This is a genomic window from Arthrobacter sp. KN11-1C (assembly GCF_052180225.1).
Classification (GTDB): Bacteria; Actinomycetota; Actinomycetes; order Actinomycetales; family Micrococcaceae; genus Arthrobacter.
In genome coordinates, this window is sequence record NZ_CP197467.1 from 3,236,380 (window position 1) to 3,263,197 (window position 26,818).

Here is a 26,818-nt window from a genome sequence, read left to right on the forward strand (position 1 = left end):
GGAGATTCCGGACCTGGCCAATTTCACGTGCTTAGCTGGAAGCTGCCCATCCGCAGCCCCACGGCGACAGGCCGCGCTGCGCGTAGACGCGGTTGGCAATGTCGATCTGCTGGGCCTTGCTGGCGGCGGCGGCGTTCGGAGCGTAGGCGCCACCACCGTTGCCGACCCAGGTCTGGATGTCGAACTGCAGGCCACCGTAGTAACCGTTGCCGGTGTTGATGGCCCAGTTCCCACCGGACTCACACTGTGCGACCTTGTCCCACATTGCCTCGTTCGGCGCCCCGGTGGGTCCGGAGGCAACAGCGGCGGCGGGGGTAGGCTGGGGGCGCGCCTTGGTTCCGACCGTCACCTTCGCAGGGACGGGCTGGACGGTGACGTCAGATGAGACCAGGGTCCTGGAAGCCTCGCGGCCATCCACCAGGACGAGTTTGAATGTCTTGCTGAGGAGCCCGAGGACACCTTCCTGGGTTACCGTCTTCTGGTCGCTGAACTGGGTGGCGTCCTGGGTGGTGACCGTGTCGAAGGGGACGTTCTCGGTCTCGGTGGCGGTCTTGCTCGTGTCCACCCGGGAAACCTTGATCACCATGTTGGGAACAACGGGGGCCGAGTTCGGCTGCGAAACCCGGTCGTTCGCGCCGAGCGAGACGCCGGCATCGCTGAGCACGGTGCCCACGTCGGGCGCCGTCGTGGTCTTCGAAGAGCTCTGGCCGTCAACGATCAGGCTGATCGTCTTGGGGGTCAGGATCGAAACGTACGATCCTGAGACGGCCAACTGCGTGTCCTTGGGCTGCGAAACAGCCGAGGCGCTCGCGACGCCGAGCTCGGAGACGAGGCCTTCGACGTTGGGGGCCGTGGTGTTGACCGTCCGTTGGGCGCCATCGAGGCTGACGGTGACGGCCTTGGCCAGGTTGACGTTGATGATAGAGCCGTTCTGCACCGAGGTGTTCAAAGCCGGGGAAACCCGGTCTTCGGCCTTCAGGTCGACCTTGGCTGCCTTGACCACCTGGTCAACGGTATTGCCGAAGGTCTGGACGGAACTCACTTTGCCGTCGACGTTGAGGGTGACTGATTTGTTGTTGCCCGTAAAGGCAACCACTCCCAGTACCAGTGCCGAAAGAACCAGCAGCTGCGCACCGACCTTGACGAAACTGAACTTGCCGCCCGTGGTGAAGAACTTGACCATGTTTGCCCGTAACTTTTGGACCATCCGGGCACGGGGAAAAGCGCACAGGGGCCTCCTGCCGCGGTCCCGAAGCAGGCAGAAGCATGCTGGAGGACTGCAGCGGAGCTGGGCGCCGCCACACTCGATTCAACTGAAAACACCAATTGCGAACGGAGTAAGTTGTCCGAAGGCCTTCCCCGACCCCGGCTACTGGTTACCCACTGTAACCGAAGCGTTATAAAGTGACCAAGATTTTTACATACCGGGTATGTAATGCGACTTTTGCTCAGTCCCAGGATCCGTATGCCGCCACGGTGTTTTCGGCCAGTTGCGAGCACAGCGCGGAAAGCTCGGTTCCCGTCACTTCAGCCATGGACCGAACCGTGTACGGAACCATGTAGCTTGCGTTCGGGCGGCCCCGGTAAGGGTGCGGCGTAAGGAACGGGGAATCGGTTTCGACGAGCAGCAGTTCCGGATCCGCAATGGCCAACGCGTCCCTCAGGTTCGCCGCATTCTTGAACGTCATGGTGCCCGCAAAGGACATGTACCAGCCGTTCATATTACAAATCCGTGCCAGTTCTTCATCGCCCGAGAAGCAATGGAATACCACCCGCTCAGGTGCCCCTTCCTCCCGCAGGACCTGGACGACGTCGTCATGGGCGTCACGGTCGTGGATCTGGAGGGTGAGGTCCAGCCGCTTCGCGATATCGATGTGGCGGCGGAAGGACTGGCGCTGGTGCACCAGGCCGTCGCCGTGGGTGCGGAAGAAATCAAGCCCGGTTTCGCCGATCGCGCGGACCCTCGGGTGGACAGCCAGCTCTTCGATTTCCGCGAGCGCCGATTCCAGCTCTCCGCGGCCCGCGTACACAGGGGCATCGTTGGGGTGGATGGCGACAGCTCCGAGGAGCCGCCGGTCGGCGTCGAGCGCCTGGACCGTGAACCGCGACGACTCCAGGTCGCAACCCACCTGCACCGCACCTTGGACGCCCACGGCTTCGGCCGCGTCCAGCGCATCCGCCACCGCGACGTCGATCAAACCGTGCCGGAAATCGAGGTGCGTGTGGTTGTCCATCACGGGGACCGGCAGAGGCTCGGGCGCAGGAGGGTATTCCTTGCGGGAATCGCCGGTGTCCGGCGCGCGGTAGGAAGCCGGTGGGAGGGAATTGCACATGAATCCACCCTATCTTTCCCTGCTGACGCCTTCCTGAACGCTGCTGCACCCCTTCCCTACCCGTTCCTGCGGAAGCTGCCTCTGTCTGCGGCGGGCCTTGGCTGGGTAGTCTGGTACAAAGGCGGTATATCCCGGCCAGGGCACCGCCGCCCGGCCGGGGTGCCGTCATGGCTGAGGGGATAGTCCATGGACTCAAAGCGACACGGCACCGTTGATGAACAGTTGGTACGGGACGAGGCCGTGGTTGCCTTGCCGCCTGAGCGTGAGTCCTTCAACGGGCACAAGCCGACGGTCATGGATCCTGAGCAATTCCACGCTGCCAGTGAGAAGATCCTGGCGGCCATCAACAAAGTCATCGACGGCAAAGCCGAGGCCGCCAAACTTGCCCTCACCGTGCTCCTCGCCCAAGGCCACCTGCTGGTGGAAGACGTGCCGGGTGTCGGCAAGACGCTGCTCGCCAAGACCCTCGCCCGCACCATCGATTGCAGGGTCAGCCGTATCCAGTTCACCCCGGACCTGCTTCCCTCGGACGTCACGGGGGTCTCGATCTACAACCAGTCCTCGCGCCAGTTCGAGTTCCGGATGGGCGCGGTGTTCGCCAACATCGTGATCGGAGACGAAATCAATCGCGCCTCCGCCAAGACGCAGTCCGCCCTCCTTGAATGCATGGAGGAACATCAAGTGACGGTTGACGGCCATTCGTACCAGCTGGGCGAGCCGTTCATGGTTGTCGCGACGCAGAACCCCATCGAGATGGAAGGCACGTATCCGCTTCCGGAGGCGCAGCGGGACCGTTTCATGGCCCGCATCTCGATGGGCTACCCGGACAAGCTCTCCGAAATCGAGATGCTCGAGACCCACCAGGCGGTCTCGCCCCTCGCCAAAGTCACCCCGGTGGTCACGTCCGCCGACGTCGCTGCGATGATCGCCACGGTGCAGCAGGTCTACGTCTCCCAATCCGTCAAGGAATATACGGTTGCCTTGGGCCGGGCCACCCGGGACAGCGCCCGGCTTCGCCTCGGAGCCAGCCCCCGCTCGCTGTTGCAACTCCTGCGGGCGGCCAAAGCGACCGCAGCCCTGGACGGAAGGGATTTCGTCCTTCCAGATGACGTCATTTCCGTCGCCGAGTCCGTCCTGGCGCACCGCATCATCCTGGACCGCAAGGCCGCGAGTTCCGGCGACACTCCGCAAAGCATCATCCGGGCCATCCTGGCCTCCCTCCCCGTCAGCCAAGACGCTGGCGCGGAACGCCGCGGCGCCTAGGGCAGCGAAGAAGGGGGCAGGCATGGCGCTGATCGATCTACTTCCGAAGCATCTGTTCACGAACCGTGGCTGGGGCTTGCTTGCCAGCGGCATCGGTTCCTTGCTGCTGGCCCAGCTCATGGGCAGGCGCGATCTGCTGGCCTTGGGGATCCTGCTGTTGGTGCTGCCGCTGGTATCGCTTGCCGGCGTCCGTATCCTCAAGCCGCGCTTCCAGGTGTTCCGCGAATTCCATCCCTCGTCCGTGGAGACTTCCTCCACTGCCACGGTGCGGTTGGCCGTGGCACGAACCGGCGCTGCCGCCGGGCCGGTGATCATGGAGGAGCAATTGCCGCCACGTTTCGGCGAACCTCCGGCCTTCCGCTTTCCTGCCCGGGCCGCGTCCGGCGGCACCAGCCGCTACGAATACCATTTGCGCTCCGGCAAGCGCGGCCAGTTCAGGATCGGCCCGGTGACGGCCGAGTTCTGCGATCCCTTCGGCTTGTCTCTGCACCGCCACGAGATCGACGACGGCGACATCCTCACCGTGACGCCCGCCGCCGTCGAACTCCCCGCCACCGGGCTGGCCGGCGCACGCGGAAACGACGGCGTGACGGCCACCCGGATCCGGGCCAATCCCAGCGACGACGACGTGATGACCCGCGAATACCGGCACGGAGACCCCATGCGGCGAGTCCACTGGGCCGCGACGGCGCGGCACGGCGAACTCATGGTGCGGCAGGAGGAATCCGTCACCACGCCCGAGGCGACCATCATCCTGGACCAGCGCTATTCCGCTTTCGTGTCCGGCTCGGCAGCGGTGTTCGGTCCTGCCCACGAGGACTCTTTTGAACTGGTGAGCAGCGAGAACTTCGAATGGGTGGTGACGGCAGCGATGTCCATCAGCGCCCACCTCGCCGATCGCAACTATTCGCTGCGTTTCCTCGATGCTGCAGGACACCCCGCGTTCCGCGTATCCCGTTCCGCACCGTATCCCGAAACCGAGGAATTCAGTGGTCTGGGAGGCCTGCAGTCCATCGCCGAAAGCCTGGCCGCCATCCAGCTCAGCGGCCCGCGCCATGTCCACGGCGAGCGCGGCCGCAAAGAGGCCGCCGGCGTCGTCGATGGTGCCGAGGCGCCCTTCGACGACCATCTGATGGACAAGCTCGCGGCGCACCGACTGCGTGGTCCCGTCCTCGCGCTGCTCGGCAACATGCCGCTCTCCGAGGCCCGCGCATTGGCGCCGGCCGCAGGCTACGGGGCCAACGCTTTTGCCCTCGTGGTGACCGACCACCCGCACCATGTCCAGCCGGTCATCGAAGCCTTGAAACTGGGCGGCTGGCGGGCCGTCGCCGTGAGCTCGAGGACAGACCTTCCCGCTGCATGGGCCGGTTTCGACCAAGGAGAGATCGTCGCCGCCGCTGCGGCAGCGATGGACGTCCGCCGCGGCGCGGCGGTGCCGCGATGACCACTACCTCCAGGAACGGCGCTCCGGGACGTTCCCCGCTCCCGGCCCCGGCAACGGCAGGCGACACCCCGTCGCGCGGCCCGGGAAGGTGGCTCCGCCCGCGAAAGGCAGGGCCGGGAGCCTACCCTTGGGCGATGTCCGCGGCCATCGCCGTCGCCGTCCTCGGAGCGTCACTCTCGCTCAATGGGGTCTTCAGGGGCTGGGTGTGGCTGGTTCCCGCGATCACCACAGTGTTCATCGTCGGATTGACCCTGGCTGTCCTCCGTGCCCTGAGGGTCCACCCGGTGCTCACCACTGTGGGCGGCTTGATCGCGTTGGTCTTCATCCTCGACTTCACGTTCTTCAGGCCGGAAAGCATCGCGGGCTTCATTCCCTCCGGCGCCACCCTGGACACACTGGGCCAGTTCCTGAAACGGGCCGGCGAAACCGTGGTGTCGGAGACAGCACCGGTCTCCCCGAACGCCGGAATAGTGTTCGTCGCCTGCGCGGGCCTGGGTTTGGCGACCGTCCTGATCGATGCCCTGGCTGTCCCGCTCGGCATGCCTGCGACAAGCGGCTTGGGCCTGCTGGTTGTCCTCGTTTTCCCGGCGACCATCAAGCCGCAAAGCGTCGGGCTGGGAGGATTCCTCGCCGCCGCCGTCGGCTTCATTCTGATCCTGGGTTGCAGCCAGTGGTTCGCACCGGACTCACGGCTGCAGAACGACACCGCCCACGGCACGGGGCAGCTCAAGCGGTCCATGGTGATCGGCGGCGTGGCGCTGGTCCTGGGGTTGCTGTTGCCGTTGGCGGTTCCGGGCTTCGAGCGCGGGACGTTTCCCGTGGGTTCGCGGCTGAACCCCTGGGGCGTCTCCAATGGCCTGAATCCCATGATTACGCTCGGCAACAGCCTGCGTGATCCCACCGGCGACGGCAGCATCACCTATGCCACGAGTTCCACGGCCCCGGTGTACCTGCGCTCCGTCACCATTGACAAGTTCGACGGCGATACCTGGGCACCGGACGACCGCGAGGCCTCCCGGCGCATAGGACCGGGACGGATGGCGCCGGACTACCCGCTCCCCTCCGAGCTGGTGCGCCAAGTGACGGTGGTCGATACGGGGCAGTTCACCAGCCCGTATCTCCCGGTCCCCTATGCCCCGACAGCCGTCGACGGCCTGAGCGGACGCTGGTCGTGGGATCCTGAGACGCTCAGCATCCGTGGCGAGGACGGCACGACGAGGAACCAGCAGTACACGGTGTATTCCGCGCTGCCGGCCCTGACGCCGGCAACGTTGAGCCAGGACAACTCCAAGCCCACTTCCATCTCGCAGGATTTCATCCAGCTGCCAAGCAATGTTCCGGACATCGTGAAGAACACCGCCAAGACGGTGACGGCCGGCGCCAACGGCAATTATGCGAAGGCGATGGCGATCCAGGACTACCTGCGCTCATCCCAGTTCACCTACTCACTGCAGGCTCCGGTGCAAGGCGGTTATGACGGCAACGGGATGTCCGTGCTGGCGGACTTCCTGCAGCAGAAGAGCGGCTACTGCGTGCACTTCGCCTCCGCGATGGCGGTCATGGCGAGGCTGGAGGGAATCCCCAGCCGCATCGCCGTGGGCTACGCGCCGGGCCACTCCACAGGCGCCACGGTTGCCGTGGCTGGACAGGAGCCCCTGCCGGAGTTCCAGGTGGATTCCCGTGACGCCCACGCCTGGCCTGAGCTCTACTTCGAAGGAGTCGGCTGGGTCGCCTTCGAGCCAACGCCGTCCCGTGGAGTGGTCCCGGCCTATGCCAGCGAGCCTGTCGCGGCGGGCGGCCCGAGCACCAACCTGCACGACGAGAACCTGGTGCCGGGTTCCTCGACTCCCGCGCCGAGCACAGCTGCTGTGCCTCCGCTTGCGGGTCCGGGGGTCGGAGCGGGCACGGCCACGGGCTCGGGAACCGCTCTTTACGTCACCGCCACCGCGCTCCTTTTGGCGGTGTTGGTGGCCTCCCCGCGGTTGGTCCGCTCCGGTATCCGGGCGCGGCGCTTGAGGCCCGTGCGGGCACAACAGCCCGGTTCGGCCCGCGCGGCCGGCGTTGCGCCGCCCCGGGATGGCCCGGTCCTGGCATGGGCTGAGCTCCAGGACCTCGCTACGGATTACGGTGTACCGCCGGTGCCCAGCGAAACGCCGCGGCATTTCGCGGCCCGATTGGGCACCTCGGCAGCACTCGGAGCGCCGGTGGCGGCAGCGTCGCCGTCGGGCGCTTCCGACGACGCCGGGCAGCGCGCGCTTGCGTCCCTCACGGGCGACTTCGAACGGCAGCGCTACGGTCCTCCGGCGGGAATCCCAGCGATTGCGGCTGCGGCTGCGGAGCAAGCGGACTCGGCCGCGGCCCGGATCGCGGCTGTCCGTGCCGCGTTCCGCCGCAACGCCTCATGGATCGCCGTCTTCCGCGCGGACTGGTTCCCGCCGTCCTTGATGTCCAGGTGGTTCCAGCTCCTCTGGTCGCCCTTCCGCTGGCTGGGTGGCATTTCCGCGGCCGCGGCACGCCGGGCGGCAGCATCGCTTCAGGGACTGTTCGAAGCGATCCGCTGGCGCCGCTGACCCAACTAGTCCCCACCGCCACCCTCGCCTCGCAAGCTCGGCCAGGGAACCCTGGCGGCGTGGGCCCACGCATTAGGTGTCGTTATGGGCCCCGAAAACGACACCTACTGCTAGCTAGTTGGGCTTGGAACGGCAAAGGCAGGGCACCGGAACCCAATGGTTCCAGTGCCCTGCCTTTCACTCAACGACAGTTCCCCGTTGCGAGAGGTCTGCCGAAGTCCTACTAGTCGGCGTAGGGATCCGCGATGCCGACGTACTGCGTGGTCAGGTATTCCTCGATGCCTTCGAATCCGCCTTCACGGCCCAGCCCGGACTGCTTCACGCCGCCGAACGGTGCTGCGGCGTTGGAGATGACGCCGGCGTTGAGGCCGAGCATGCCGGTCTCGATCCTTTCGCTGACGCGCAGTCCACGGTTCAGGTCCTTGGTGTAGACATAGGCGACCAGCCCGTATTCGGTGTTGTTGGCCAGGTTGATTGCCTCGTCTTCGCTCTTGAACGTGATGATCGGGGCAACAGGTCCGAAGATCTCTTCCTTCAGGATGCGGGCGTCAGCGGACACGTTCTTGAGCACGGTGGGCTGGTAGAAGTAGCCCGGGCCGTCCACCGGGGCGCCGCCGGTCACGGCGATCGCGCCGTTGGCGACGGCGTCGGACACGAGGGCATGCACGCCGTTGCGGGCCTTGCCATCGATCAACGGGCCCACCGTGGAGTCCGGCTCGGTGCCGCGCGCGGTGTTCAGTGCCGAGATCTTGGCGGCGAACTTGTCGGCGAAGGCATCAGCGATGGAGTCGTGCACAATGAAGCGGTTGGCTGCGGTGCAAGCCTCGCCCATGTTGCGCATCTTGGCCGCGACGGCGCCTTCGACGGCCTTGTCCAGGTCAGCGTCCTCGAAGACCACGAACGGGGCGTTGCCGCCGAGTTCCATGGAACTGCGCAGGACCTTGTCCGCGGCTTCGCGCATGAGGGACTGCCCGACGGCGGTGGAACCCGTGAAGGAGATCTTGCGCAGGCGGTCGTCCTTGATCAGGGGCCCGGTGACTGCGCCTGCCGTGGAGGTCTGGATGACGTTGAGCACGCCTGCGGGGAGGCCGGCTTCCTGCATGACCTGTGCGAAGAGCAAGCTGGTCAACGGGGTCAGGTTGGCGGGCTTGAGCACCATGGTGCAGCCGGCAGCCACCGCGGGGGCGATCTTGCGGGTAGCCATGGCCAGCGGGAAGTTCCACGGGGTGATCAGCAGGCAGGGACCAACAGGCTTCTTCTGGACCAGGATGCGGTTCTTGCCGTCCGGAGCCGCGGAGTAGCGGCCGCTGACGCGGACGGCTTCCTCGGAGAACCAGCGCAGGAACTCGGCACCATAGGCTACTTCCCCGCGGGCTTCGGCCAGGGGCTTGCCCATTTCCAGGGTCATGAGCAGCGCGAAGTCTTCTGCGCGTGCCGTGACCAGCTCGAACGCGCGGCGCAGGATTTCGCCACGCTCGCGGGGAGCCGTACGGGCCCAGGAGACCTGGGCGGCTGCGGCAGCGTCCATCGCCGCGGCGCCGTCTTCCACTCCGGCGTCGGAAATGCTCACGAGCACCTTGCCGGTGGAGGGATCCTCGACGTCGAACGTCTTGCCGGATGCCGCGGGCAGCCACTGGCCGTTGATGAGCAGCCCCGTGGGAACGGATGCGAGAAGTTCGCTTTCGCGATCGGCGGTAACAGTCACAGTGACTCCTTCGTCAGTCAGCGCAGCTTGTAGGGATGCACCAACACTTGATTATTGTGGAATTACTGTCACGGTACTGCCCGCCGCGAAGCAGTGTCTACGCCTTCGCGCACTGCCGCGGGAGCAAGAGTTTGTGCAATTGCACAGCCCCTGTTGAGGTGAAAGCTACCGCGCCGCGAGAACGACCCTACCGCGCCGCGAGCACGGCAGAGTAGAGCTCGCGCTTGCTGATGCGGGCCTCCTCGGCCACCGCCGCCACGGCTTCCTTGAGCCTGATGCCTTGTGCAATGAGTTCATTGACCGCGGCAACATGGTCTTCAGGCTTGCCCGGCGCCTGTTCGGGGGCGCCGGCCACGACGACGGCGATCTCGCCGCGGACCTCGTTGTTCTCCGCCCACTCCAGCAATTCCCGGACGGTTCCCCTGATGACTTCCTCGTAGGTTTTCGTCAATTCACGGCAGACGGCGATGCGGCGGTCAGAGCCGAACCGCTCGTGCAGGGCGCGGAGCATGGGCTCAAGCCGGTGCGGTGCCTCGAAGAACACCATCGTCCGGCGTTCGTCGGCGAGGTCCGCTAGCCGGGAGCTGCGTTCTCCGGCTTTGCGGGGAAGGAATCCTTCGAAACAGAAACGGTCCGTGGGCAGCCCCGAGAGCGCCAGCGCCGTCAAGACGGCGGACGGGCCCGGGAAGGCGGTGACGAAGAGCCCGGCCGCCACGGCTCCCTCAACGAGGCGGAAGCCGGGATCGGACACCGCGGGCATGCCGGCGTCGCTCACCATGATGATGGTCTTGCCGGCCCGCACGTGGTCCAGCAGTTCCTCGGTCTTGGCGGCCTCGTTGTGCTCGTGGTAGCTGATGACGCGGCCGGACACGGTGATGCCGAGCGACTGGACCAGCCGGTGCAGGCGCCGGGTGTCTTCCGCGGCGACGATGTCGGCCGTCTGCAACAACTCGATGAGCCGGCTGGAGGCATCGCCGACGTTGCCGATGGGAGTGGCAGCCAGCACGATCCGCCCTACGCCGTCCGGCAGCGCGGGAAGAGCCTGCTCCTCGAGGGGCTCCGCCAGGTCGGGAACGGTGGTTTCATCCGGGGAGCTCAGCTGTTCAGTCACCCAACAAGCCTAATGCCCCGGCTGCGGCTTTCAGTGAGCTACCGGAGCCGAAAGGTAGCATGGGCTGAGTGACCGATACCTCCGTGCGCCCCGCCCCGCAAACCTGGTTGACCCGGCCAGAGGACGCCTTTACAGCCGAGGCCCTGCGGACGCGGCTCATTGGCAGCATCCAAAGCTGGCGGGACTATCCCCCGTCGTTGAGGCTGTGGTTCTGGCTGATCCCCACGATCACGGCCGTGATCGGCGGGATCCTGCGTTTCGTCCGCCTCGATGATCCGCATAGCCTCGTCTTCGACGAGACCTACTACGTGAAGGATGCCTATTCGCTCCTGGTCAGCGGATACGAGCGCAGCTGGCCGGACAAGGCCAACGATGCCTTCAATGCGGGCAACCCCAACGTCCTGCTCAACTCCCCCGAATACGTGGTGCATCCCCCGGTGGGGAAGTGGATGATCGCGTTCGGAATGTGGCTCTTCGGTTCGGACAATTCCTTCGGCTGGCGGTTCTCCGCTGCCCTGACGGGCACCCTCTCCATCTTCCTGATCGCCTTGATCGCCTTGAAGCTGTTCCGTTCCCACATCCTGGGCGCGGTCGCGGGGCTGCTGCTCGCCGTCGACGGCCACCACCTGGTCATGTCGCGGACGTCCCTGCTGGACATCTTCCTGATGTTTTGGCTGCTCGCCGCCTTTGGTGCCTTGCTGATGGATCGCGACGACGGCCGCCGCCGCCTGGCGGCACGGCTTGCCGCGTTGGCAGGCGCCTCCAAGGACGGACGGCCGACGGCGTTGCACCTCGCCTCGGGCCCGTGGCTCGGATTCCGGTGGTGGCGGCTCGCGGCCGGTGTCTGCCTCGGCCTGGCGGTCGGCACCAAGTGGTCGGCGCTGTTCTTCGTTGCCGGTTTCGGCCTGATGACCGTCTTCTGGGACATGAGCGCGCGCCGCATCGCGGGCATCCGGAGCTGGCCCAGCGCCGGGATCATCAAGGACGGCATTCCGGCGTTCCTCACCATGATCCCGGTGGCCGGTGCCGTGTATTTGTCGACGTGGACCGGTTGGTTCCTCTCCAAGGATGCCTATTACCGGCACTGGGCGGACACGAATCCCTCCGCCACCTGGGGCTGGATTCCGGGGCCGTTGCGTTCCCTTGCCTACTACCATCTGCAGGCCTACAACTTCCACCAGGGCCTCAGCTCGCCGCACCCGTATTCGGCCAGTCCGTGGACCTGGCTCGTCATGGGGCGGCCCACGTCGTTCTACTACGAGTCCCCCAAGCCGGGAACTCCCGGTTGCGACCTACCCAACTGCACTTCGGCGATTCTGTCGGTCGGCAACCCCGTGGTCTGGTGGGGTGCCACGATCGCGCTCTTTGTGGTCCTGTTCTGGTGGGCGGGACGCCGCGACTGGCGGGCCGGGGCCATCCTGGCGGGCGTTGCCGCGGGGTACCTGCCCTGGTTCATGTACCCGGAGCGCACCATGTTCTACTTCTATGCGCTCTCCTTCGAGCCTTTCCTGGTCCTGGCCCTCGTCTATGGGTTGGGCCTGGTGCTGGGCAGGAGTGACGCTCCTCCGTGGCGCCGCCGCTCCGGCCTGTACCTGGTGGGCCTTGTGGTTGTCCTTGCCGTGCTGTTGTCGGCGTTCTTCTATCCGGTCTGGACGGCGGAAGTGATCAGCTACCAGGACTGGCACATGCGCATGTGGATGCCTTCCTGGATCTAAGGGGGCTGCCCGGAAGTTCGCGGCACACAAAGAAGCGGCCCGCCCGGGATTGGAAATTCCCGGTCGGGCCGCTTCTTTCGTTGTTGGCGAAGTGCTACTTCTCCGGCACGCCGGCTTCCACGGGAGCCTCGGTGTCGGTGTTCGCGGCGTCTTCCGCAGCGGCTTCGTTCTTGGGAGAAAGTCCGCGACGACGGCGGGTAGGCCAGGTGAAGATGAGGGTCAGCAGGGCCGTGAGGAAGACCAAAGCGCCGATCGCGATTCCGGAGTCCATCCAGTACTGCCCCGGGAACAAGCGGATCAAGGTGTCATCGAGCGCAAAGGTCCAGGTGCCGTTGGCGAAGAAGATGTGGTGGAAGTCCGTGAAGAACTGCTGCCAGCCCAGGGCCGCGAGCGTGCCCAGTCCGATGATGAGCACCAAGGTGACGATCGAACCGGCAAACAGTCCGCGGCGGATCCCGCCGGTGCTCCGCTTGCGCAGATAGATCATGGCGATGATGCCGATGATGATCATGAGGGCGCCGGCACCGAATGCGGAGAGAATCACGGTCTTGACGTCGGCCATGTGGGAAACTTCGCCCTCTTTGAACAGCTTCTCGCCGTTCTGGTTGACGAGCTCGCCCAAATATCGTGGCCCGGACCAGTTGGTCAGGTAGTCCACGGCATAGGAACCATAGGTCATGCGGTCATCGGCGTTGAAGCCGTAGCCGTCGCCGGGGAATCCCGGCCGGTAATACTCCACCCACAGGAACAGCGGGCTCGCCACGGCCCGGATTGCCAGTATCAGGAGGACCACCGGGTAGAAGACAGCCAGCAGGACCTGGAAAATGCGCGGCGCCAGCGGCTTGGCGTTGGCAGCCTGCTCCCGCTCGTGGTTCCGGCGTTCCACCTCGGCTTCCGGGGGGCGGACCTGAAGGGCCGACGTCGGCAGCGGCTCTGCGAAGAGGGCCGGTTCCGGCCCGGCCTCCGCAGCCTCTGCGGCCTTGCGGTCTGCCCGGCTCTCCGGCTGTTGTCCTGCCACGGGCTCGGCTACCGCGTTTCTTTCCTTGGGCGCCCGCTTCGAAGAGTCCCGGGCTGCGTCAGCAGCACCTGCCGGGCGCGCGTCAGCGGCCGTGGACTTGGGGGCGGGCTTCATCCATTCGAAGGCCGGCTCATCGCCGCCGTCGTGGATATCCGCGTCCGGGTCGTTGGGGATCGGGCTCTTCTCGGTCACTTGGATTTCACTTCCGTAGGATTCACATGCCGGAGCAGGAACGGTCCGCTGGCAATCTTCTCTGCCTTTGAGCCTACCGTCAGCCCTCGCGGAGAGACGATGAGCCACCCCGGCGGACGTCGGATTGCGGCCGGCCCCGGGCGCCGTCAGGCGGCTATCTCCCGGTAGCCGGCGTCGTTTGGGTCCAGGTCGCCTGTGGCGCCGGCACGGAACGCCCGTCCGCCCAGAACCAAGGCATAGACCCAGTATGCCGCGAGAACGAGCGAACCGATCAGGATCTTGGCCCACACCGGAAGCGGGCTGGGCGTCACAAAGGCCTCGACGAGTCCGGAAACGAACAGGACAAGCACCAAGCCAAGGGCCACCGTGATCAGGGAGCGCCCTTCTTCCGCCACGGCCAGCATCCTGCGCCGCGGGCCCGGGGCAACCATGGCCCAGAAGATGCGGAGCCCGGCCGCGGAGGCGATGAACACGGCGGTCAGTTCCATGAGGCCATGCGGCAGGATGTAGCTGAAAAACACGTCCATCTTGCCGGTGGCGGCAAACACGCCCGCAGCGATCCCCAGCCCCTGTGCATTTGCGAACAGTGTGTAGGGCACCCAGAATCCGGTGATGCCCAGGGCCACGGCCTGCGCGCCGATCCATGCATTGTTCGTCCAGACGGCGCCGGCGAAGGACGCAGCAGGGTTCTCGGAGTAGTAGCCGACAAAGTCATGGTCGACGTATTGCTTCACGGCATCGCTGCTTCCCAGGGCCCGCAAAGCGTCCGGGGACGTTCCGATCCAGAGCGTGTAGGCCGCGGCTACAAGGCAGAAGAACGTCCCGCACCCGACCGTGAGCCACCGGAGGCGGTAGAACGCGGCCGGCAGCGAGACCACGAAAAAGCGGGCGAGGTCTTCCATGAAGTTCGATCTCGCGCCTGTGAAGCGGGTCCGGGCCTGGGCGAGGGCCGCCGACAAGGACGCCGAGAGTGCGCTTTCCGGCGCCACGGATCGAATGAGGGACAAGTGCGACGACACCACTTGGTACAAACGCAGGAGTTCGTCGGCTTCGCCGCCGTCGAGGCGCCGTTTGTGCGCGAGCTCATGCAGACGGGACCATTTGGTCCCGTTCACGACAGAGAAGGCATCCATGTCCACGGCTCCACCCTAATCCCACCTTCCCAAACAGTCCCGCATCCAAGCAAACCCGGCTCCGCGGCCGTTGCCGCGGCTAGACTCGATCCAGCGGGAGCCGTCCGGTCCTGCGGAAGTCGTCGCAAGGCTTGGGGGCGGGCTTGAGTTCGATCATTACCGGCGAGGCCGTGGTCCTCGAACTGCGGCCGGCATCGTTCGGAGCGAGGGCGCTCGGGCTCATGCTCGACGTCCTGGTTCAGGTTGTTTTGTTGCTTGGCCTGTTGTTCCTGCTCGGTATGGTGGCACCGGATGTGGACGCGGCAGCGGGCCGTGCGATGGCCTTGTCCAGCGTGGTCCTGTGCCTCGTGGTCGTCCCCGTGGCGGTGGAAACGCTGAGCCGCGGCCGCTCGCTGGGCAAGCTGGCCACGGGGCTCCGGATCGTGCGCGACGACGGCGGATCCATCCGGTTCCGGCACGCGGTGATCCGCGGGTTGATCGGATTCCTGGAGATCTACGCGACGTTCGGCGGATTGGCGATCGCCGTGGCGCTGTTCAACGGCAAGTCGAAGAGGCTGGGAGACGTCGTGGCCGGTACATATTCGCTCAGGCAGCGCGTTCCTTCCGAACCCAAAATCCTTGCCTACGCGCCTCCGTACTTGCAGGCGTGGGTGGGACTCGCGGATATCGGCAGGGTTCCGGACGGCACGGCGCGGCGGGCTTCGCAGTTCATCCAGCAGGCATCCCGGATGGCTCCGCACTCGCGCGCCAGCCTGGCCGCAGCCCTCGCAACCGAATTGGCTGCGTACGTTGCCCCGCCTCCGCCGCCCGGGACAACGCCGGAGGGCTACTTGCACGCAGTACTGGGCGAGCGGCGGAACCGGGACCTGGAACGGCTGCGCCGCGCAGAACAACGCAGCGCCGTCGTCGGGGATCGACTCAACAAGCTCCCGTTCACGGGCTAGTCCAGACGCGCGGCACCCACGGTGCGCACCGCCGTCGGGCCTACTGCGGCACGTCCTGGAAGCGCTCAGCGCTTTGCGTAGCTTGCCCAGGCAATGTTCCAGTCGCCGAAGCCTTCAAGCGGTTCCACTGCGGGGGCGCCGGTGTTCAGGACCTGCACCACGTCCCCGGTCCGCATGTTGTGGAAGAACCAGGCTGCGTCGTCAGGAAGCAGGCCTACGCAGCCGTGCGAGACGTTGTCCACGCCGACGGCCCCGTACGCCGAGGGAAGCGCCTGGTGCACATACACCCCTGAGTTCGTGAGCCGGTTGGCGTGCTCGACGACGAGTGGCGCGTAGTAGCCTTTGTCACCGGGTTTGAGGCCGATGCTGCCCGCATTGAACCTCGAGTGGCGCTCCTGCTCCATGATCACCGCGTAGCCGGTGGGCGAAAGCCAGTCCGGGCTTCCGAGGGTGACAGGAGCAGTCTTGACGAGTGCGCCGTCGAAATACACGTTCATGGTCTTGGTGGCGTCATCCACTACCGCAATCCGCTGCGGACCGGTCGTGAACGTGGCCCTGACGTTGGAGTTGCCGATCATTCCGTTGCCGAAGTCCCTGCCGAACAGGGGCATGTCCACGGTGACGCTCGTGCCGGCAGCCCAGAATGCCTCCGGGCGGATCCGCACTTTCCGCTCCGAGTACCAGCGCCAGGTCACTTCCTGGCCCGAGGAAACATTGATCTTCACGGCCTGTTCCATGGCGGCTTTATCCGCCACGGGTTCGCTGAAGTTGATTTCGATGGGCTGCCCGGAACCCATGATGGAGCCATCGCGGGGGAACACCAGCGCATTGGCCTCGTTGGGCGTGGATACCGTGGTGAAGGACTGGGCCTTCCGGGTTTCCCGGCCCGCGCCGTCGACAACGGTGAACCCGTAGCGGTACTCAGTGTTGAACTCCAGGGGATCCGGCGTGGACCACGTGCTGCCGTCGGCGCTGATGGTTCCCTTGACGGCTTTGCCGCCCGTGGCCGGCACCAGTTCAACGTCCTTCAGGGTGCCGTGCACCGCCTTCACGGAAGGCCCGACGGCGGGATTCACTTCGCGGGCACCGTCAAGGGGCGTGATTCCCAGCTCCACTGCCTTCACGACTGCGGATCCGAGCCCGGCATCAGTACGCTGGGGCGTTCCGGCTTCCGATTCAACCGCTGTTTGCAGCCAGTCAGGGGCGGTTGCAACACCGAGTCCTCCGGCCGCAACGCCAGCACACATTCCCATGATTCCGAGAATCTTCCCGGTCTTGCGTTTCCTTTGCGACCCCACAGCAACCCCACATCCCCCGGCAGAAAGCCAGCCCCCAAGACTGACCCGCCAAGTCTACCGGGGGTGCGGAGGCGTCCCGGACGGTGCCCGAAGGGCGCCGTCAGTGGGCGTAGTGCCTAATTGGCGTATTGGGCCCAGGGGATGTTCCAGTCGCCAAAACCGTCGTCGAAGTTGGCGTAGTCACCCTGGGTATTGACCACTTGGACGACGTCTCCGGTGGTCATGTTGTCGAACACCCATTTGGCCCCGTCAGGTCCCAAACCGATGCAACCGTGGGACAGGTTCGTGACGCCGATGTACGGCAACGCCGAGTCAGTGGCCTGGTGGATGAACTCACCGCTGGGTGTCAGGCGCGTGGCGTAGTTGACGTCAAGCTGTCCGTAGTAGGCCGGATCCCCCGGCTTGAGGCCGATGGTGGAGGCATCCATGTGCTCCACCCGGTACTTTTCCATGAGCACCAAGTAGCCGCGCGCGGAAGGGAACCTGGTGTCGCCCATGGTGTCCTGCCACTGGCCCACTTGCTGGTCGTTGACGCTGACCGTGAACGTGTGGGCAACTGCGTCGGCGACCGCCACTTTCTTGTCGCCGATCTTGAACGTGTTGGTCTTGTTGAAGTTGCCGATCTGGCCGTTGCCGAAGTCCACCCCGAACAGCTTGAGGTCCACGGTGACGGTACTGTTCGCTGCCCAGAAGTTCTCCGGGCGGTAGCGCACCATGGTGTCGCTGAACCAGTGGAAGGCCCCGACCTGGCCCGAGGTGGAGGTGACCTTGATGGCCTTCTCGACGGCGGCTTTGTTGACCACCGGTTCGCTGAACGTGAGCTGGAGGGGCTGCGCCACGCCTACCTTGGACCCGTCCAGGGGGTACATGGCGGCGTCTGCCTCATTCTGGGTGGACACCGTCGTGAACGATCCGGTCTTCGACGTTGCCCGGCCGGCGGAATCCGCAACCGTGTAGTTGAAAGTGTACGAGGAGTTGAACTCGAGGGGCGTGGATGCGGTCCAGCTCAGTCCATCCGGAGTCAACGCACCATCGACGGTCTTTCCCTGGGAGCTCGTCAAGGAGACCCTGTCGAGGGTTCCGTCCTTGACGCTGATCGTGACAGGCGCAGCCGGGTTCACTTGCTTGGCACCGCTCGCAGGCGAGGCGACCACCGTGGCAGGCTTCACGACGGGCAACACGGCTGCCGCTTCGCTGCGTTCGCCTGATGACCCCTCGGATTCGATTGCCGCACTCGCCGCATGCGGGGCCACCGCCGCGAACGTGCCGCTGAGCGCGGCGATGAGGCAGACCACCACGATCCAGGCGACCTTCCGGAACCTGCTTCGCTTGGTTGGCGCAGTGTCAAAGAGACCGGCGTTGCCGCTGCCCTGTTCATTGTCGAAGAGCCGCGCAGCGTCCACATGCTCGAAAGTGTCCGCTTGCTCGCCGTCGGGATTAAGACCCATTCCTGTTTTCTCCAAAACTCACGCCCCCCAAAAACCTCACGCCCCCCAAAAAAACTCATGTCACAGCCGCATCCTAAACGGTGCGGCTTGATATTGGCTGGGAGCGCGCCCGCGGGCCTGCTCCCAGCCGGTGTTCTCAGTACCGGTAGTGCTCCGGCTTGTACGGACCGGCGACGTCAAGGTCCAGGTATTCCGCCTGTTCCTTGCTGAGTTCGGTCAGTTCCACGCCCAAGGCATCCAGGTGCAGCCGGGCGACCTTCTCGTCGAGGATCTTGGGCAGCACGTAGACCTGGTTCGAATATTCGCGCTCGGCCCCTGGGCCAGAGCCAGTCTGGTCCTTCTTGGTCCACAGCTCGATCTGCGCGATCGTCTGGTTGGCGAAGGAGTTGCTCATGACGAACGAGGGGTGGCCGGTCGCGTTGCCGAGGTTCAGGAGGCGGCCTTCGGAAAGCACGATGATCGATCGCTCTTCGCGGCCGTCGTCCGCGGCGAACACCCACTCGTGCACCTGCGGCTTGATCTCGACCTTCTTGACGCCGGGGACCTTCGCCAGTCCGGCCATGTCGATCTCGTTGTCGAAGTGGCCGATGTTGCCCACGATCGCCTTGTTCTTCATCCGGAGCATGTCGGAGGCCATGATGACGTCCTTGTTGCCGGTCGTCGTGACGAAGATGTCGCCCTGTTCCACCACCGAGTCCAGCCTGGCCACCTGGTAGCCGTCCATGGCTGCCTGGAGCGCGCAGATCGGATCGATCTCCGTCACGATCACGCGCGAGCCCTGGCCACGGAGCGCCTCAGCCGCGCCCTTGCCGACGTCGCCATAGCCGCAGACGACGGCGACCTTGCCGCCCATGAGGACATCCGTGGCGCGGTTGATGCCGTCCGGCAGGGAGTGGCGGATACCGTATTTGTTGTCGAATTTGCTCTTGGTCACCGAGTCGTTGACGTTGATCGCCGGGAACAGGAGCTTGCCCTGTTCGGCGAGCTGGTAGAGACGGTGCACGCCCGTGGTGGTTTCCTCGCTCACGCCACGGATGCCGGCGGCGACGCGGGTCCACTTCTTCGGGTCGGCGGCAAGGCTCTTCCGCAGCACCTCGAGGACGAGGGCATACTCTTCGGGATCGCTTTCAGTCGCCGCCGGCACCGCACCCGCTGCTTCAAACTCGACACCCTTGTGGACCAGCAACGTGGCGTCGCCGCCGTCGTCGAGGATCATATTGGGGCCGAGCTCCGGGTTGGCGTCCGCGCCCGGCCAGCTGAGGATCTGCTCTGCCGTCCACCAGTATTCGTCGAGGGTCTCGCCCTTCCACGCGAACACGGGGACACCCTGCGGATCCTCGACGGTTCCCTTGCCGACCACGACGGCGGCAGCGGCCTCGTCCTGCGTGGAGAAGATGTTGCACGAGGCCCAGCGGACCTCGGCCCCGAGGGCTGTCAACGTCTCGATAAGTACCGCGGTCTGCACGGTCATGTGCAGGGACCCCGCAATGCGGGCACGCTTGAGCGGCTGGCTCGGACCGAATTCGGCACGCAGCGACATGAGGCCCGGCATTTCGTGCTCGGCGAGGCGGATCTGGTGGCGTCCGGCTTCTGCCAGGGAGATGTCTGCAACCTTGTAGTCGAAAGTCATGGAAGTCCTTTGGAAGTACCGAATGGTCAGGTCAGGTGGAGCTCAGGCGTGCCGGAGACCGTCGTGCCGGCCTGCGTCGTGTTGGTCCGAGGCCGCGGCGTTGGCGGCTGCCAGCAGCTCCGGGGGCAGCAGCAAGGGGATGCCGTCCTGGATGGCATAGCGGACCTTTTCACCCGAGGCGGCCGCGACCGTCGAGACGAGGTCCTCGCCGTCCTGCTCCAGCGGGGACCCGGTGACAGGGCACCGCAGGATGGACAACAATTCAGGACTGACCTTTGGCATGGTTGAAGCTCCCTGGATGGCATCTCGCGGACGCCGCTGTGGACAGATATGGCAGCTTCCAGAGTACAACCCGGCGGCGCTGAGCACGTTGTCACAAAAGCCCGTCCCACCGGAGCAGCGACACACTGCGTCAGACGACGCGCAGTTCCCGTCGCGCCGGACTTCAGGAAGGATCGCGCAGGATGCGCAGGTGGCGACTGGTTCCCTCCACAGGCGCAGGCCCGTCAAAGGGCGTGCGGACGCTGCGGAGCTCCGGTGCGGGTGCCGGGGCCGACGCGGCCTCGCGCACGGCGTTGGCCAGGGCAAGGAGATCGTCCGGTCCTGGCTGGGGCGGGGAGGACGGCATGGCCAGCCGCATGACTTCCCACCCCCTCGGCACAGTCAACGACTCCGCATGCTGCGCGCACAGATCGTAGGAGTGCGGCTCGGCATACGTAGCCAAGGGACCAAGCACCGCCGTGGATTCGGCGTAGACGTACGTCAAAGTGGCCACCGCGGATTGGCGGCAGGCTGATCTGGAACACTGACGAATTGCACCCACAACATCCCAGATTAGCCGCACTTCGCCGCGGCGCGGTGCATTGCCCCTTTGCGGGCATTATGTCGCGTTGGCCGAATCACGGGTCTAAAGTCGATATATGCAGTCACAGCACCACGTTCCGGGCTTTACGGTCCATTTGTCCGACACCGGGGACAGCCAGGAAACGACGACGGCGGGCTCGTCCGCACGCGGCTTCAGGGAGCGCCGCAGGAACCGCCACGGGCGGGGATTGCGCGGCGAAATCATCCTGCCCAACCTTCCGGGCTACCGGACGCGCGCCGAGAGGTTCGACGACCTGGTGCTCGATTCCGCGGAACGGCTGCAGGACATGTGGGGCAAACGGCTCGACGGCGTCGCGTTCGCCGTCGAGGAGATCCCGCCGAACCTTGAACAACTCGTGGCCGAGGGAACCGCGGCACCGCTGGGCTCCTACACCCCGGCGGCCCGCGGCGCAGGACCCGTCATCACGCTCTATCGGCGCGTCGTCGAGCACACCACCGGCGGCCGCGAGGACCTGCAGGACCTGGTGCACGACGTCGTCGTCGAGTACACCGCCGAGATGCTCGGAGTACCGCCGGAGACCCTGGATCCCGTGTACCGCCGTCGTTATCAGTAACCCAGCGTGACCTGTACTTTTTCGTGGCCCGCAGCGCCGTCCTGGAGGGTCAGGACCGAAATCCCGGGCTGATCGCCCTGGCCGAGCACGAGCGCGCCGTAGGCCGCGTCCCCTGACGCCGACACGATGTAGCCCGAAACCGCCGCGCCGTCGGACTTGTCAGGAACGCCGATGACCGAAGTGGTCCCCCCGGCGATATCGACGGTTTCCGTCTTGTGGACCTTGCCGTCCGAGGTGACGGGCGTGTAACTGACCGTGGCACGGCCCGTCGGTACACCGAAGCTCAGGAAGCGGGTGCCGCCTTGAGGCACTGCCACCATGTGCTGGCTGCCCAGGCGGACCGCGGCGGGAGACCAGGCGAAATCAACCGGATCCGTGGACTTCAGTCCCCGCGTCACGCGGGAGGACGCGGCGAAGGAAACATCCGAAGTGGCGCTCACGGTGTACATGCCGGCCGGGACGCCCGTGAGCGGAACTTCGGTGACCGAACCCGCTTTGGCGGTCACCGCTCCCCCGCCGGGCAAGGCACGCTGGCCGTTCGGCCCGAACAACCGCACATCCACCACGGCGTCCACGGGACCCGGAACGGTGATCTGCAGGGCAGGAACGACGTCGGCAAACCCGGGCTTGTCCGCGAGCGACTTCACTGCGGCCGGGTCCTGGATGTCCACCCCGGTCATGACCTGGGAATCCGCGACGCCGGCACCGGGAGTCATGAGTTCGACGCCACCGGCCGTGAGGCCACGAAGGACGCTTTGCTGGATGGTTGCCGCGACGGGGCCGCCGCTGCTGCGCAGGTGGACGGAGAGCTGGCCCTCGTTCGGGGCCAGTCCGGCCAAGTTGATGGAACGGGTAGTTCCGGGCGAAACCAGCAAGCCACGGCTATCCGGGGCTTGGATCTGGCCACGGGCACCGAACAAGTCAAGATTCACGGTGGCCGGCGTGCCCGAGGCATTGCTGATGTTCAATACCGCCGTCCGCCCCAGCGCGGTGTTGGCGCCCAGGAGCCATGCATCATTGACCGGCTGTTGGCAGGGCGCCGCCGCCAGTCCGCGGAGATCGCCGTCGCCCGCGGTGTAGCTCATCAAGCCCGCTACCGCGGCCTGCTGCCCGCTGATGGGATCGGCGTCCACCACGGTGACGTCGCCCGCGGGCCTCTGAGCCACGACGCCGGCATTCAGGACGGGAGGCCCTGACGCCGGCGGCTGCGCGGCAGCAGGGGGTTTGGCGATGCCGGCGATCGGAGAGCCGCCGAGCGCGGCGAGGTTGCTCCCGGGAACGGATCCGGTGGCGTCACTAAGGACTACCGCATCGAGGAAGCTCTTTGCCGAGCGTGAAACAGGGTTGAACTGGGTGTCGGTGCCCGCCGGGGTTCCTTCCGGGAGGCGGGGAGGTGCCGGGCACACCGCGGTTGTCTTTCCTGCCGGGACGTCCGCGAGGGACATGTCCAGGGTCTTGTTTCCTGCCGGGGACGGCACGATGGACGCTGCCGACACCATCCCGGCCCCTGCGGCAAGCAGCAGGGTCGCGGAAAGCGCTCCCAACACGACGGCTTTGTTCTTTTTCTGGCCCTTGTTCTGGGCTTTGTTGTGGTTCTGGGCTTTGCGCTGGCCGCGCCTCCGCGGCCCCGCGCCGGCCTCGGGTGCCGGGCCTTGGTTGTCAGACACTGCTGTACTCCTTACGGAGAGAGTTTTGTTCCTTCAGGAGGCCCGGCTTCGGCCTGCGGGCCGGCATGGGGATGGCCAGCAGGACGGTCAATCCAATGACCACGGCCTGCAGGATGCTGAGCCAAGGCTCCCAGACGGTGGTGTAGCGGATCTCGATCTGGCCGCCTGCGGGCGGCAAGGTGAACGCTTGCGCCCAGCCCGACGTCGTCGGGCTCAATTGGCGCCCATCCAACCAAGCGCTCCAGCCGGAGTCCGCCCGCTCGGCGAGCACTACCTGGCGTCCGTCCGCGCCTGCGGGGATACTGCCGACGGAAGACGTCCCGAGGGATGGCAAGAGGGCAACAACGGCACCCTTGGCGTCCACCACCCTGACACGGTGCGCCGTCTCGGCGTCGGCTGCGGCGGCCAGGTTGAGCGGCGTGACGCGCCACAGCCAGCCGGAATCGGTCTTGCCCACGGCGACCAAACCGGGAACGGAATCGATCCGGTTGGCTGTCAACTGGGCTGCGGTGTCGGACGACTTCAGAACCACGAATCCGGCACCAAGCTGCTCAAGGCCGGGCCGGGGGTCGACGCCCGTTCCCGCGACAATCGTGGCTACGGCGTTACGGATGGACGCGGTGGCGTCGTCGTCGGCCACCAGGCGTTCCTGGCCGGGTGATCCGACGATGGAACGTGACGCAGCAACAGTGGAGAGCGAGTCCAAGGTAGTTCCGGCGCCGCGCATAAGGGAGGACGTGTAGCCACCGCTGTCATCCGCGGTGATGACCAGCGTCCGTGTCTGTTCCGGTCCTTGGCCGTGGTCGACGGCGGTGGCAGGCAACGTGCCCTGCCCGGACGGCTGGACAAGCCGCGGCGTGCCAAGCGCGCCGCTGGCCGAAGGCGAAGTGCCTGTGCCGGCCAGGGCATTCTGGGTTGCCCACAGGCCCATGCTTGCCAAGGGCCCGGCAATGAGGAGGAGGGTTGCGACAGCGGAGACGGTTCGTACTGCCGCGCGCTGGACCGGGCGGCCGCCCTCTGCCTTGACCTTCAGCTGAAGGAGGTTTTCGGCGCCGATCAATGCCGCTCCGAGGAACGCGAAGCCGGCGGCGGATACCGCCGGGCCCGTGAAAGGAGCCACGAGCAGGTTGCCGTCCACACCGGTCGCCACGTGTCCGGCGAGCCATGACCAGGCGAGGAGCAAAAGGGCCCCGGCCCAGAGGAAACGTGCGATCCGTGACCGTTTTCCGGGGACGAAGAGTGCGGCAATGGACAGGAGCAGGACCGGCGCACCAAGCAGCAGGGCAAGCGCCAGAGCCCACGGAATTCCCGACGGGCCGAACGGCGCCAACCCGGCCAGTCCGCCGTTGACGTCGAATTTCAAGGGCTGGCCAAGCAGCTGCTGCCAGAGCGGTGCCGCTTGGAATCCCAGCGGGAGGCCTGGATCGGCCAGCATGGCGCGGGGTCGTTCCAGGACAGAGAGGACATACGGTGCAAAGAGTGCGGCGCTCGGAAGCAGCGACCACCAAATGGTCCGCCCGCGCCGCCCCAAGGCGACGCCGCAAAAAACAATGAGGACCACAAACGGAGGCAGCAGGGACGGCGCTGAGGCCGTCACCACCGCCAGCGCCAGGCCGGCCGCGGCAGCAGCCGTCCACGACGGCGTGCCGTTGACGCCCGGCTTGCCCGGGAACGGCTTCGGTGCGGCGTAGCCGGACGGTTGGACCCGGTGGCTATTGAGCGCAGCGTCGCGCCCCAGCGCAGATCCAGTGGCCCGGAAGAGGGCCAGCACCAGCAGGGGTATCGCCACGTGTGCCAGGAGAGCGCCGGCCCGTCCCTGGTTCAAGGCAACCTGGAGGGCCGGCGCTCCGGCCCAGATCAGCGCCGCAATGAAGCGGTATCGGCGCAGCGTGGTCATGGCGCCCGCCGCAAACCAGGCGCCCAGGCCGGACAGCGGCATGGCCAGCAACAACAGCCACACGATGGCTGTGCTGGAGTCGCCTCCCCCGAGCAATGAAACAAGCCACAGGATGTACGCGAATGGATCACCGTGACCAGGCAAGCCCGCGCCCAAGTTGATCCACCAACTGGACGCGGACCGCCAAATGTCGCCGGCGGTGGACAAGGGCAAGAGGCCTCCGCCCGTCACCCCGCTGGCACCCAGGAGCCCCAGCAGCCCCACGATGGAGGCGGCCAGCGCAACAAATCCGGCGGCAAGTGCGCCCGTGCCGATCCAACCCCGCTCGTTCGTCGCGAGGGCCACGAAATCGTCGCCGGCGTCGCCGCTCGGTTCCGGAGCGAGGGAATCCGTCTCGTGGAATTCGTCGGCGCCAATCGCCTCGAGGAGGGAGCGGCGGTGGGCCCGAACCTCGCGGCGCGGAGTCTGCAGCCCCTTGACCATCGAGCGGCGTACGCGTCGCGTCCGGGCGGCGTTCCGCCGGGATCGCCAAATCGCCCGGGGACGGCCGAGGGCAGCGATGGTGGCGCCGAGCTGGGAAATTCCGTAACCCGGCTCTTTGATCAGGATGCTCAAGACGAGCCTGGCCATGCTTCCGAGCAGCGCGCCGAGCGCATGCAGGGGAACCTTCCACGGCGAAGCGTGGGTAAGCCTCAAATGGATCTGGCTCTTGCGGGCGGCGGCGGGTGTCGCGAGGCCGTGCGGACGATGCTCGACATGGAACATGCGCGCCGCCGGGACCACGACAACCCTGTTGCCGGCAAGCCAGTTGCGCCAGCAGAAATCGACGTCGTCTCCCACGCCGGGAAACGCGGGGTCGAAGCCGCCCAGTTGCTCCCAGGCATCGCGGCGGATCAACATGCCTGCGGAATTCACCGCGAAAGTGTCCGTGCGCCCGTCGTACTGGCCCTGGTCGAGCTCGTCGGCTTCAATGAGCGTCAGACGCTCGGCCCAGCGGCTCGTCGAAAGACCGGCGTCGACGAGCCTGCGCTCCGCGTCCCAGGCCAATTGCTTGCAGCCGGCCACTGTGACCGACGGCGCGCGCTCGACTGCCTGAAGCAGCTCGGCGAGTGCGTCCGGGGCCGGAGCGGCGTCGTCGTGCAACAACCAGATCCATTCAACGGCTCCCGGCTCCCGCAAAGGGGCCGAACGGGCCAGTCCGGCCGTGACGGCAGCACCGAAACCTACTTTGTGTTCGCCTGTGCTCGTGACGTTGGCCGCGCCGAGGGCCCGCTGCAGCAACGCTGCGGACTTGTCGCGGGAGCCCGTATCAATGCCAATGGCGGCATCTGCCGGACGCGTCTGGTCCAGCAGAGCCGCCAGGGTTCTGGGGAGATAGTTACCGCCGTCGTGCGAGACGACGACGGCGGTAACGTGTACTGCCTTGAGAATCAGACCGCTCGCTTCCTCAGCCTGCGGCGTTCACGCTCGGAGAGCCCGCCCCAGATACCAAAACGTTCATCGTTGGCGAGTGCGTATTCAAGGCACTGCGAACGGACATTGCATGCACCGCAAACCTTTTTGGCATCCCGCGTGGAGCCGCCCTTCTCGGGGAAGAACGCCTCCGGGTCCGTCTGGGCGCACAAGGCGTCCGTCTGCCAGCCAAGTTCGCCTTCATCGTCGAAGTCACCTTGGCCCGGAAGCCCGATCCACACCGGCTGGGCCGGATTGTCGAGCGGTCGGCGCAGCTCCATGGGAGGATCATCGAGATCGTCCTCCGGATCTACCGGCGCGCCCCCCACAAGGGCCTCGTGCGCAGCAAGAAGGGCTGTTGCCTCATCTTCCAGCGACTCCCGAGTGGCCTCGATATAGCGGTCGGCCGCCTGCGGATCTGCCGGGTCAACATACCAATCCCCCGGAACTTCGCGCGACCGGTATTTCACCGACGCATAATCCGCGACGACTGCATCTTCCTGGATACGCAACGCTTGCCCCATGGCGTCCCTCCTGATTTTTGCAGCTGCTGCCGTGC

General features: G+C 66.0%; 20 protein-coding genes. 6 read left to right on the top strand and 14 right to left on the bottom strand.

Annotation, left to right across the window (positions count from 1 at the left end):
- Positions 1-31: 31 nt before the first annotated feature.
- Positions 32-1,183, bottom strand: coding sequence for a transglycosylase family protein (locus ACSBOX_RS15135; RefSeq protein ID WP_442543182.1), 1,152 nt, complete (start codon positions 1,181-1,183; stop codon positions 32-34).
- A gap of 265 nt (positions 1,184-1,448) precedes the next feature.
- Positions 1,449-2,333, bottom strand: a complete 885-nt coding sequence (locus tag ACSBOX_RS15140) for a TatD family hydrolase (RefSeq protein WP_442543183.1) — start codon at positions 2,331-2,333, stop codon at positions 1,449-1,451.
- Positions 2,334-2,519: 186 nt separating this feature from the next.
- On the opposite strand from ACSBOX_RS15140, the gene ACSBOX_RS15145 reads away from it, so the two are divergent.
- From ACSBOX_RS15145 to ACSBOX_RS15155, 3 genes are all read left to right on the top strand, one after another.
- Positions 2,520-3,596, top strand: a complete 1,077-nt coding sequence (locus ACSBOX_RS15145) for an AAA family ATPase (RefSeq protein WP_442543184.1) — start codon at positions 2,520-2,522, stop codon at positions 3,594-3,596.
- 22 nt (positions 3,597-3,618) lie between these two features.
- Positions 3,619-5,040, top strand: coding sequence for a DUF58 domain-containing protein (locus ACSBOX_RS15150; protein WP_442543185.1), 1,422 nt, complete (start codon positions 3,619-3,621; stop codon positions 5,038-5,040).
- A gap of 134 nt (positions 5,041-5,174) precedes the next feature.
- Positions 5,175-7,610, top strand: a complete 2,436-nt coding sequence (locus ACSBOX_RS15155; protein WP_442543186.1) for a transglutaminase TgpA family protein — start codon at positions 5,175-5,177, stop codon at positions 7,608-7,610.
- Between the two features lie 223 nt (positions 7,611-7,833).
- Here ACSBOX_RS15155 and ACSBOX_RS15160 read toward each other — a convergent pair whose 3' ends face one another.
- Positions 7,834-9,315: an NAD-dependent succinate-semialdehyde dehydrogenase gene (locus ACSBOX_RS15160; RefSeq protein WP_442543187.1), complete on the bottom strand. Its 1,482-nt coding sequence runs from the start codon at positions 9,313-9,315 to the stop codon at positions 7,834-7,836.
- 187 nt (positions 9,316-9,502) lie between these two features.
- Positions 9,503-10,381, bottom strand: coding sequence for a 16S rRNA (cytidine(1402)-2'-O)-methyltransferase (rsmI, locus tag ACSBOX_RS15165; protein ID WP_442546040.1), 879 nt, complete (start codon positions 10,379-10,381; stop codon positions 9,503-9,505).
- A 113-nt stretch (positions 10,382-10,494) separates the two neighbouring features.
- Here rsmI and ACSBOX_RS15170 point away from each other — a divergent pair, with 113 nt between their 5' ends.
- Positions 10,495-12,141, top strand: a complete 1,647-nt coding sequence (locus ACSBOX_RS15170; protein ID WP_442543188.1) for a dolichyl-phosphate-mannose--protein mannosyltransferase — start codon at positions 10,495-10,497, stop codon at positions 12,139-12,141.
- Between the two features lie 94 nt (positions 12,142-12,235).
- Here ACSBOX_RS15170 and ACSBOX_RS15175 read toward each other — a convergent pair whose 3' ends face one another.
- On the bottom strand, positions 12,236-13,351 hold the full coding sequence (locus ACSBOX_RS15175; protein WP_442543189.1) for a TIGR01906 family membrane protein: 1,116 nt from the start codon (positions 13,349-13,351) through the stop codon (positions 12,236-12,238).
- A gap of 146 nt (positions 13,352-13,497) precedes the next feature.
- Positions 13,498-14,490, bottom strand: coding sequence for a stage II sporulation protein M (locus tag ACSBOX_RS15180; RefSeq protein WP_442543190.1), 993 nt, complete (start codon positions 14,488-14,490; stop codon positions 13,498-13,500).
- A gap of 137 nt (positions 14,491-14,627) precedes the next feature.
- Here ACSBOX_RS15180 and ACSBOX_RS15185 point away from each other — a divergent pair, with 137 nt between their 5' ends.
- A complete protein-coding gene (locus tag ACSBOX_RS15185) occupies positions 14,628-15,428 on the top strand; it encodes an RDD family protein (protein WP_078105917.1) in 801 nt (266 codons plus the stop codon).
- Positions 15,429-15,493: 65 nt separating this feature from the next.
- Here the strand turns inward: ACSBOX_RS15185 and ACSBOX_RS15190 are convergent, their stop codons facing one another.
- The 5 genes from ACSBOX_RS15190 to ACSBOX_RS15210 all read right to left on the bottom strand — a co-directional run bounded on the left by ACSBOX_RS15190 (position 15,494) and on the right by ACSBOX_RS15210 (position 20,627).
- Positions 15,494-16,681: an Ig-like domain-containing protein gene (locus ACSBOX_RS15190; RefSeq protein ID WP_442543191.1), complete on the bottom strand. Its 1,188-nt coding sequence runs from the start codon at positions 16,679-16,681 to the stop codon at positions 15,494-15,496.
- A 161-nt stretch (positions 16,682-16,842) separates the two neighbouring features.
- Entirely contained in the window at positions 16,843-18,174 is a 1,332-nt protein-coding gene (locus tag ACSBOX_RS15195; RefSeq protein ID WP_442543192.1) for a L,D-transpeptidase, read from the bottom strand.
- A gap of 136 nt (positions 18,175-18,310) precedes the next feature.
- The gene (ahcY, locus tag ACSBOX_RS15200; RefSeq protein WP_442543193.1) at positions 18,311-19,804 is read right to left on the bottom strand and encodes an adenosylhomocysteinase; all 1,494 of its coding nucleotides are present in this window, start codon (positions 19,802-19,804) and stop codon (positions 18,311-18,313) included.
- Positions 19,805-19,846: 42 nt separating this feature from the next.
- Entirely contained in the window at positions 19,847-20,086 is a 240-nt protein-coding gene (locus ACSBOX_RS15205) for a Trm112 family protein (protein ID WP_442543194.1), read from the bottom strand.
- A gap of 163 nt (positions 20,087-20,249) precedes the next feature.
- On the bottom strand, positions 20,250-20,627 hold the full coding sequence (locus ACSBOX_RS15210; protein WP_442543195.1) for a DUF3499 domain-containing protein: 378 nt from the start codon (positions 20,625-20,627) through the stop codon (positions 20,250-20,252).
- Between the two features lie 97 nt (positions 20,628-20,724).
- On the opposite strand from ACSBOX_RS15210, the gene ACSBOX_RS15215 reads away from it, so the two are divergent.
- Positions 20,725-21,243 carry a metallopeptidase family protein gene (locus ACSBOX_RS15215; RefSeq protein WP_442543196.1) on the top strand — a complete coding sequence of 173 codons (519 nt, stop codon included), beginning with the start codon at positions 20,725-20,727 and terminating at the stop codon, positions 21,241-21,243.
- On the opposite strand, the gene ACSBOX_RS15220 is transcribed toward ACSBOX_RS15215, so the two are convergent.
- The 3 genes from ACSBOX_RS15220 to ACSBOX_RS15230 are packed head-to-tail and all read right to left on the bottom strand — an operon-like array spanning position 21,237 to position 26,783.
- Complete coding sequence (locus ACSBOX_RS15220) at positions 21,237-22,910, bottom strand: DUF5719 family protein (RefSeq protein ID WP_442543197.1); 1,674 nt, start codon at positions 22,908-22,910, stop codon at positions 21,237-21,239. The two genes, ACSBOX_RS15215 and ACSBOX_RS15220, sit on opposite strands and share 7 nt — an antisense overlap.
- On the bottom strand, positions 22,903-26,238 hold the full coding sequence (locus tag ACSBOX_RS15225; protein ID WP_442546041.1) for a glycosyltransferase: 3,336 nt from the start codon (positions 26,236-26,238) through the stop codon (positions 22,903-22,905). Before ACSBOX_RS15225 ends, ACSBOX_RS15220 begins: the two co-directional genes overlap by 8 nt.
- A complete protein-coding gene (locus ACSBOX_RS15230) occupies positions 26,238-26,783 on the bottom strand; it encodes a WhiB family transcriptional regulator (RefSeq protein WP_078105926.1) in 546 nt (181 codons plus the stop codon). The genes ACSBOX_RS15225 and ACSBOX_RS15230 overlap by 1 nt, the downstream gene beginning before the upstream one ends.
- Between the last annotated feature and the right edge of the window lie 35 nt (positions 26,784-26,818).

What these genes read in the sequence shown, in the direction of transcription:
- ACSBOX_RS15135 (WP_442543182.1), bottom strand. Translation starts at nt 1,183, where the DNA reads ATGGTCAAGTTCTTCACCACGGGCGGCAAGTTCAGTTTCGTCAAGGTC.
- ACSBOX_RS15140 (WP_442543183.1), bottom strand. Translation starts at nt 2,333, where the DNA reads ATGTGCAATTCCCTCCCACCGGCTTCCTACCGCGCGCCGGACACCGGC.
- ACSBOX_RS15145 (WP_442543184.1), top strand. Translation starts at nt 2,520, where the DNA reads ATGGACTCAAAGCGACACGGCACCGTTGATGAACAGTTGGTACGGGAC.
- ACSBOX_RS15150 (WP_442543185.1), top strand. Translation starts at nt 3,619, where the DNA reads ATGGCGCTGATCGATCTACTTCCGAAGCATCTGTTCACGAACCGTGGC.
- ACSBOX_RS15155 (WP_442543186.1), top strand. Translation starts at nt 5,175, where the DNA reads ATGTCCGCGGCCATCGCCGTCGCCGTCCTCGGAGCGTCACTCTCGCTC.
- ACSBOX_RS15190 (WP_442543191.1), bottom strand. Translation starts at nt 16,681, where the DNA reads ATGGGAATGTGTGCTGGCGTTGCGGCCGGAGGACTCGGTGTTGCAACC.
- ACSBOX_RS15195 (WP_442543192.1), bottom strand. Translation starts at nt 18,174, where the DNA reads ATGGGTCTTAATCCCGACGGCGAGCAAGCGGACACTTTCGAGCATGTG.
- ahcY (WP_442543193.1), bottom strand. Translation starts at nt 19,804, where the DNA reads ATGACTTTCGACTACAAGGTTGCAGACATCTCCCTGGCAGAAGCCGGA.
- ACSBOX_RS15205 (WP_442543194.1), bottom strand. Translation starts at nt 20,086, where the DNA reads ATGCCAAAGGTCAGTCCTGAATTGTTGTCCATCCTGCGGTGCCCTGTC.
- ACSBOX_RS15215 (WP_442543196.1), top strand. Translation starts at nt 20,725, where the DNA reads ATGCAGTCACAGCACCACGTTCCGGGCTTTACGGTCCATTTGTCCGAC.
- ACSBOX_RS15230 (WP_078105926.1), bottom strand. Translation starts at nt 26,783, where the DNA reads ATGGGGCAAGCGTTGCGTATCCAGGAAGATGCAGTCGTCGCGGATTAT.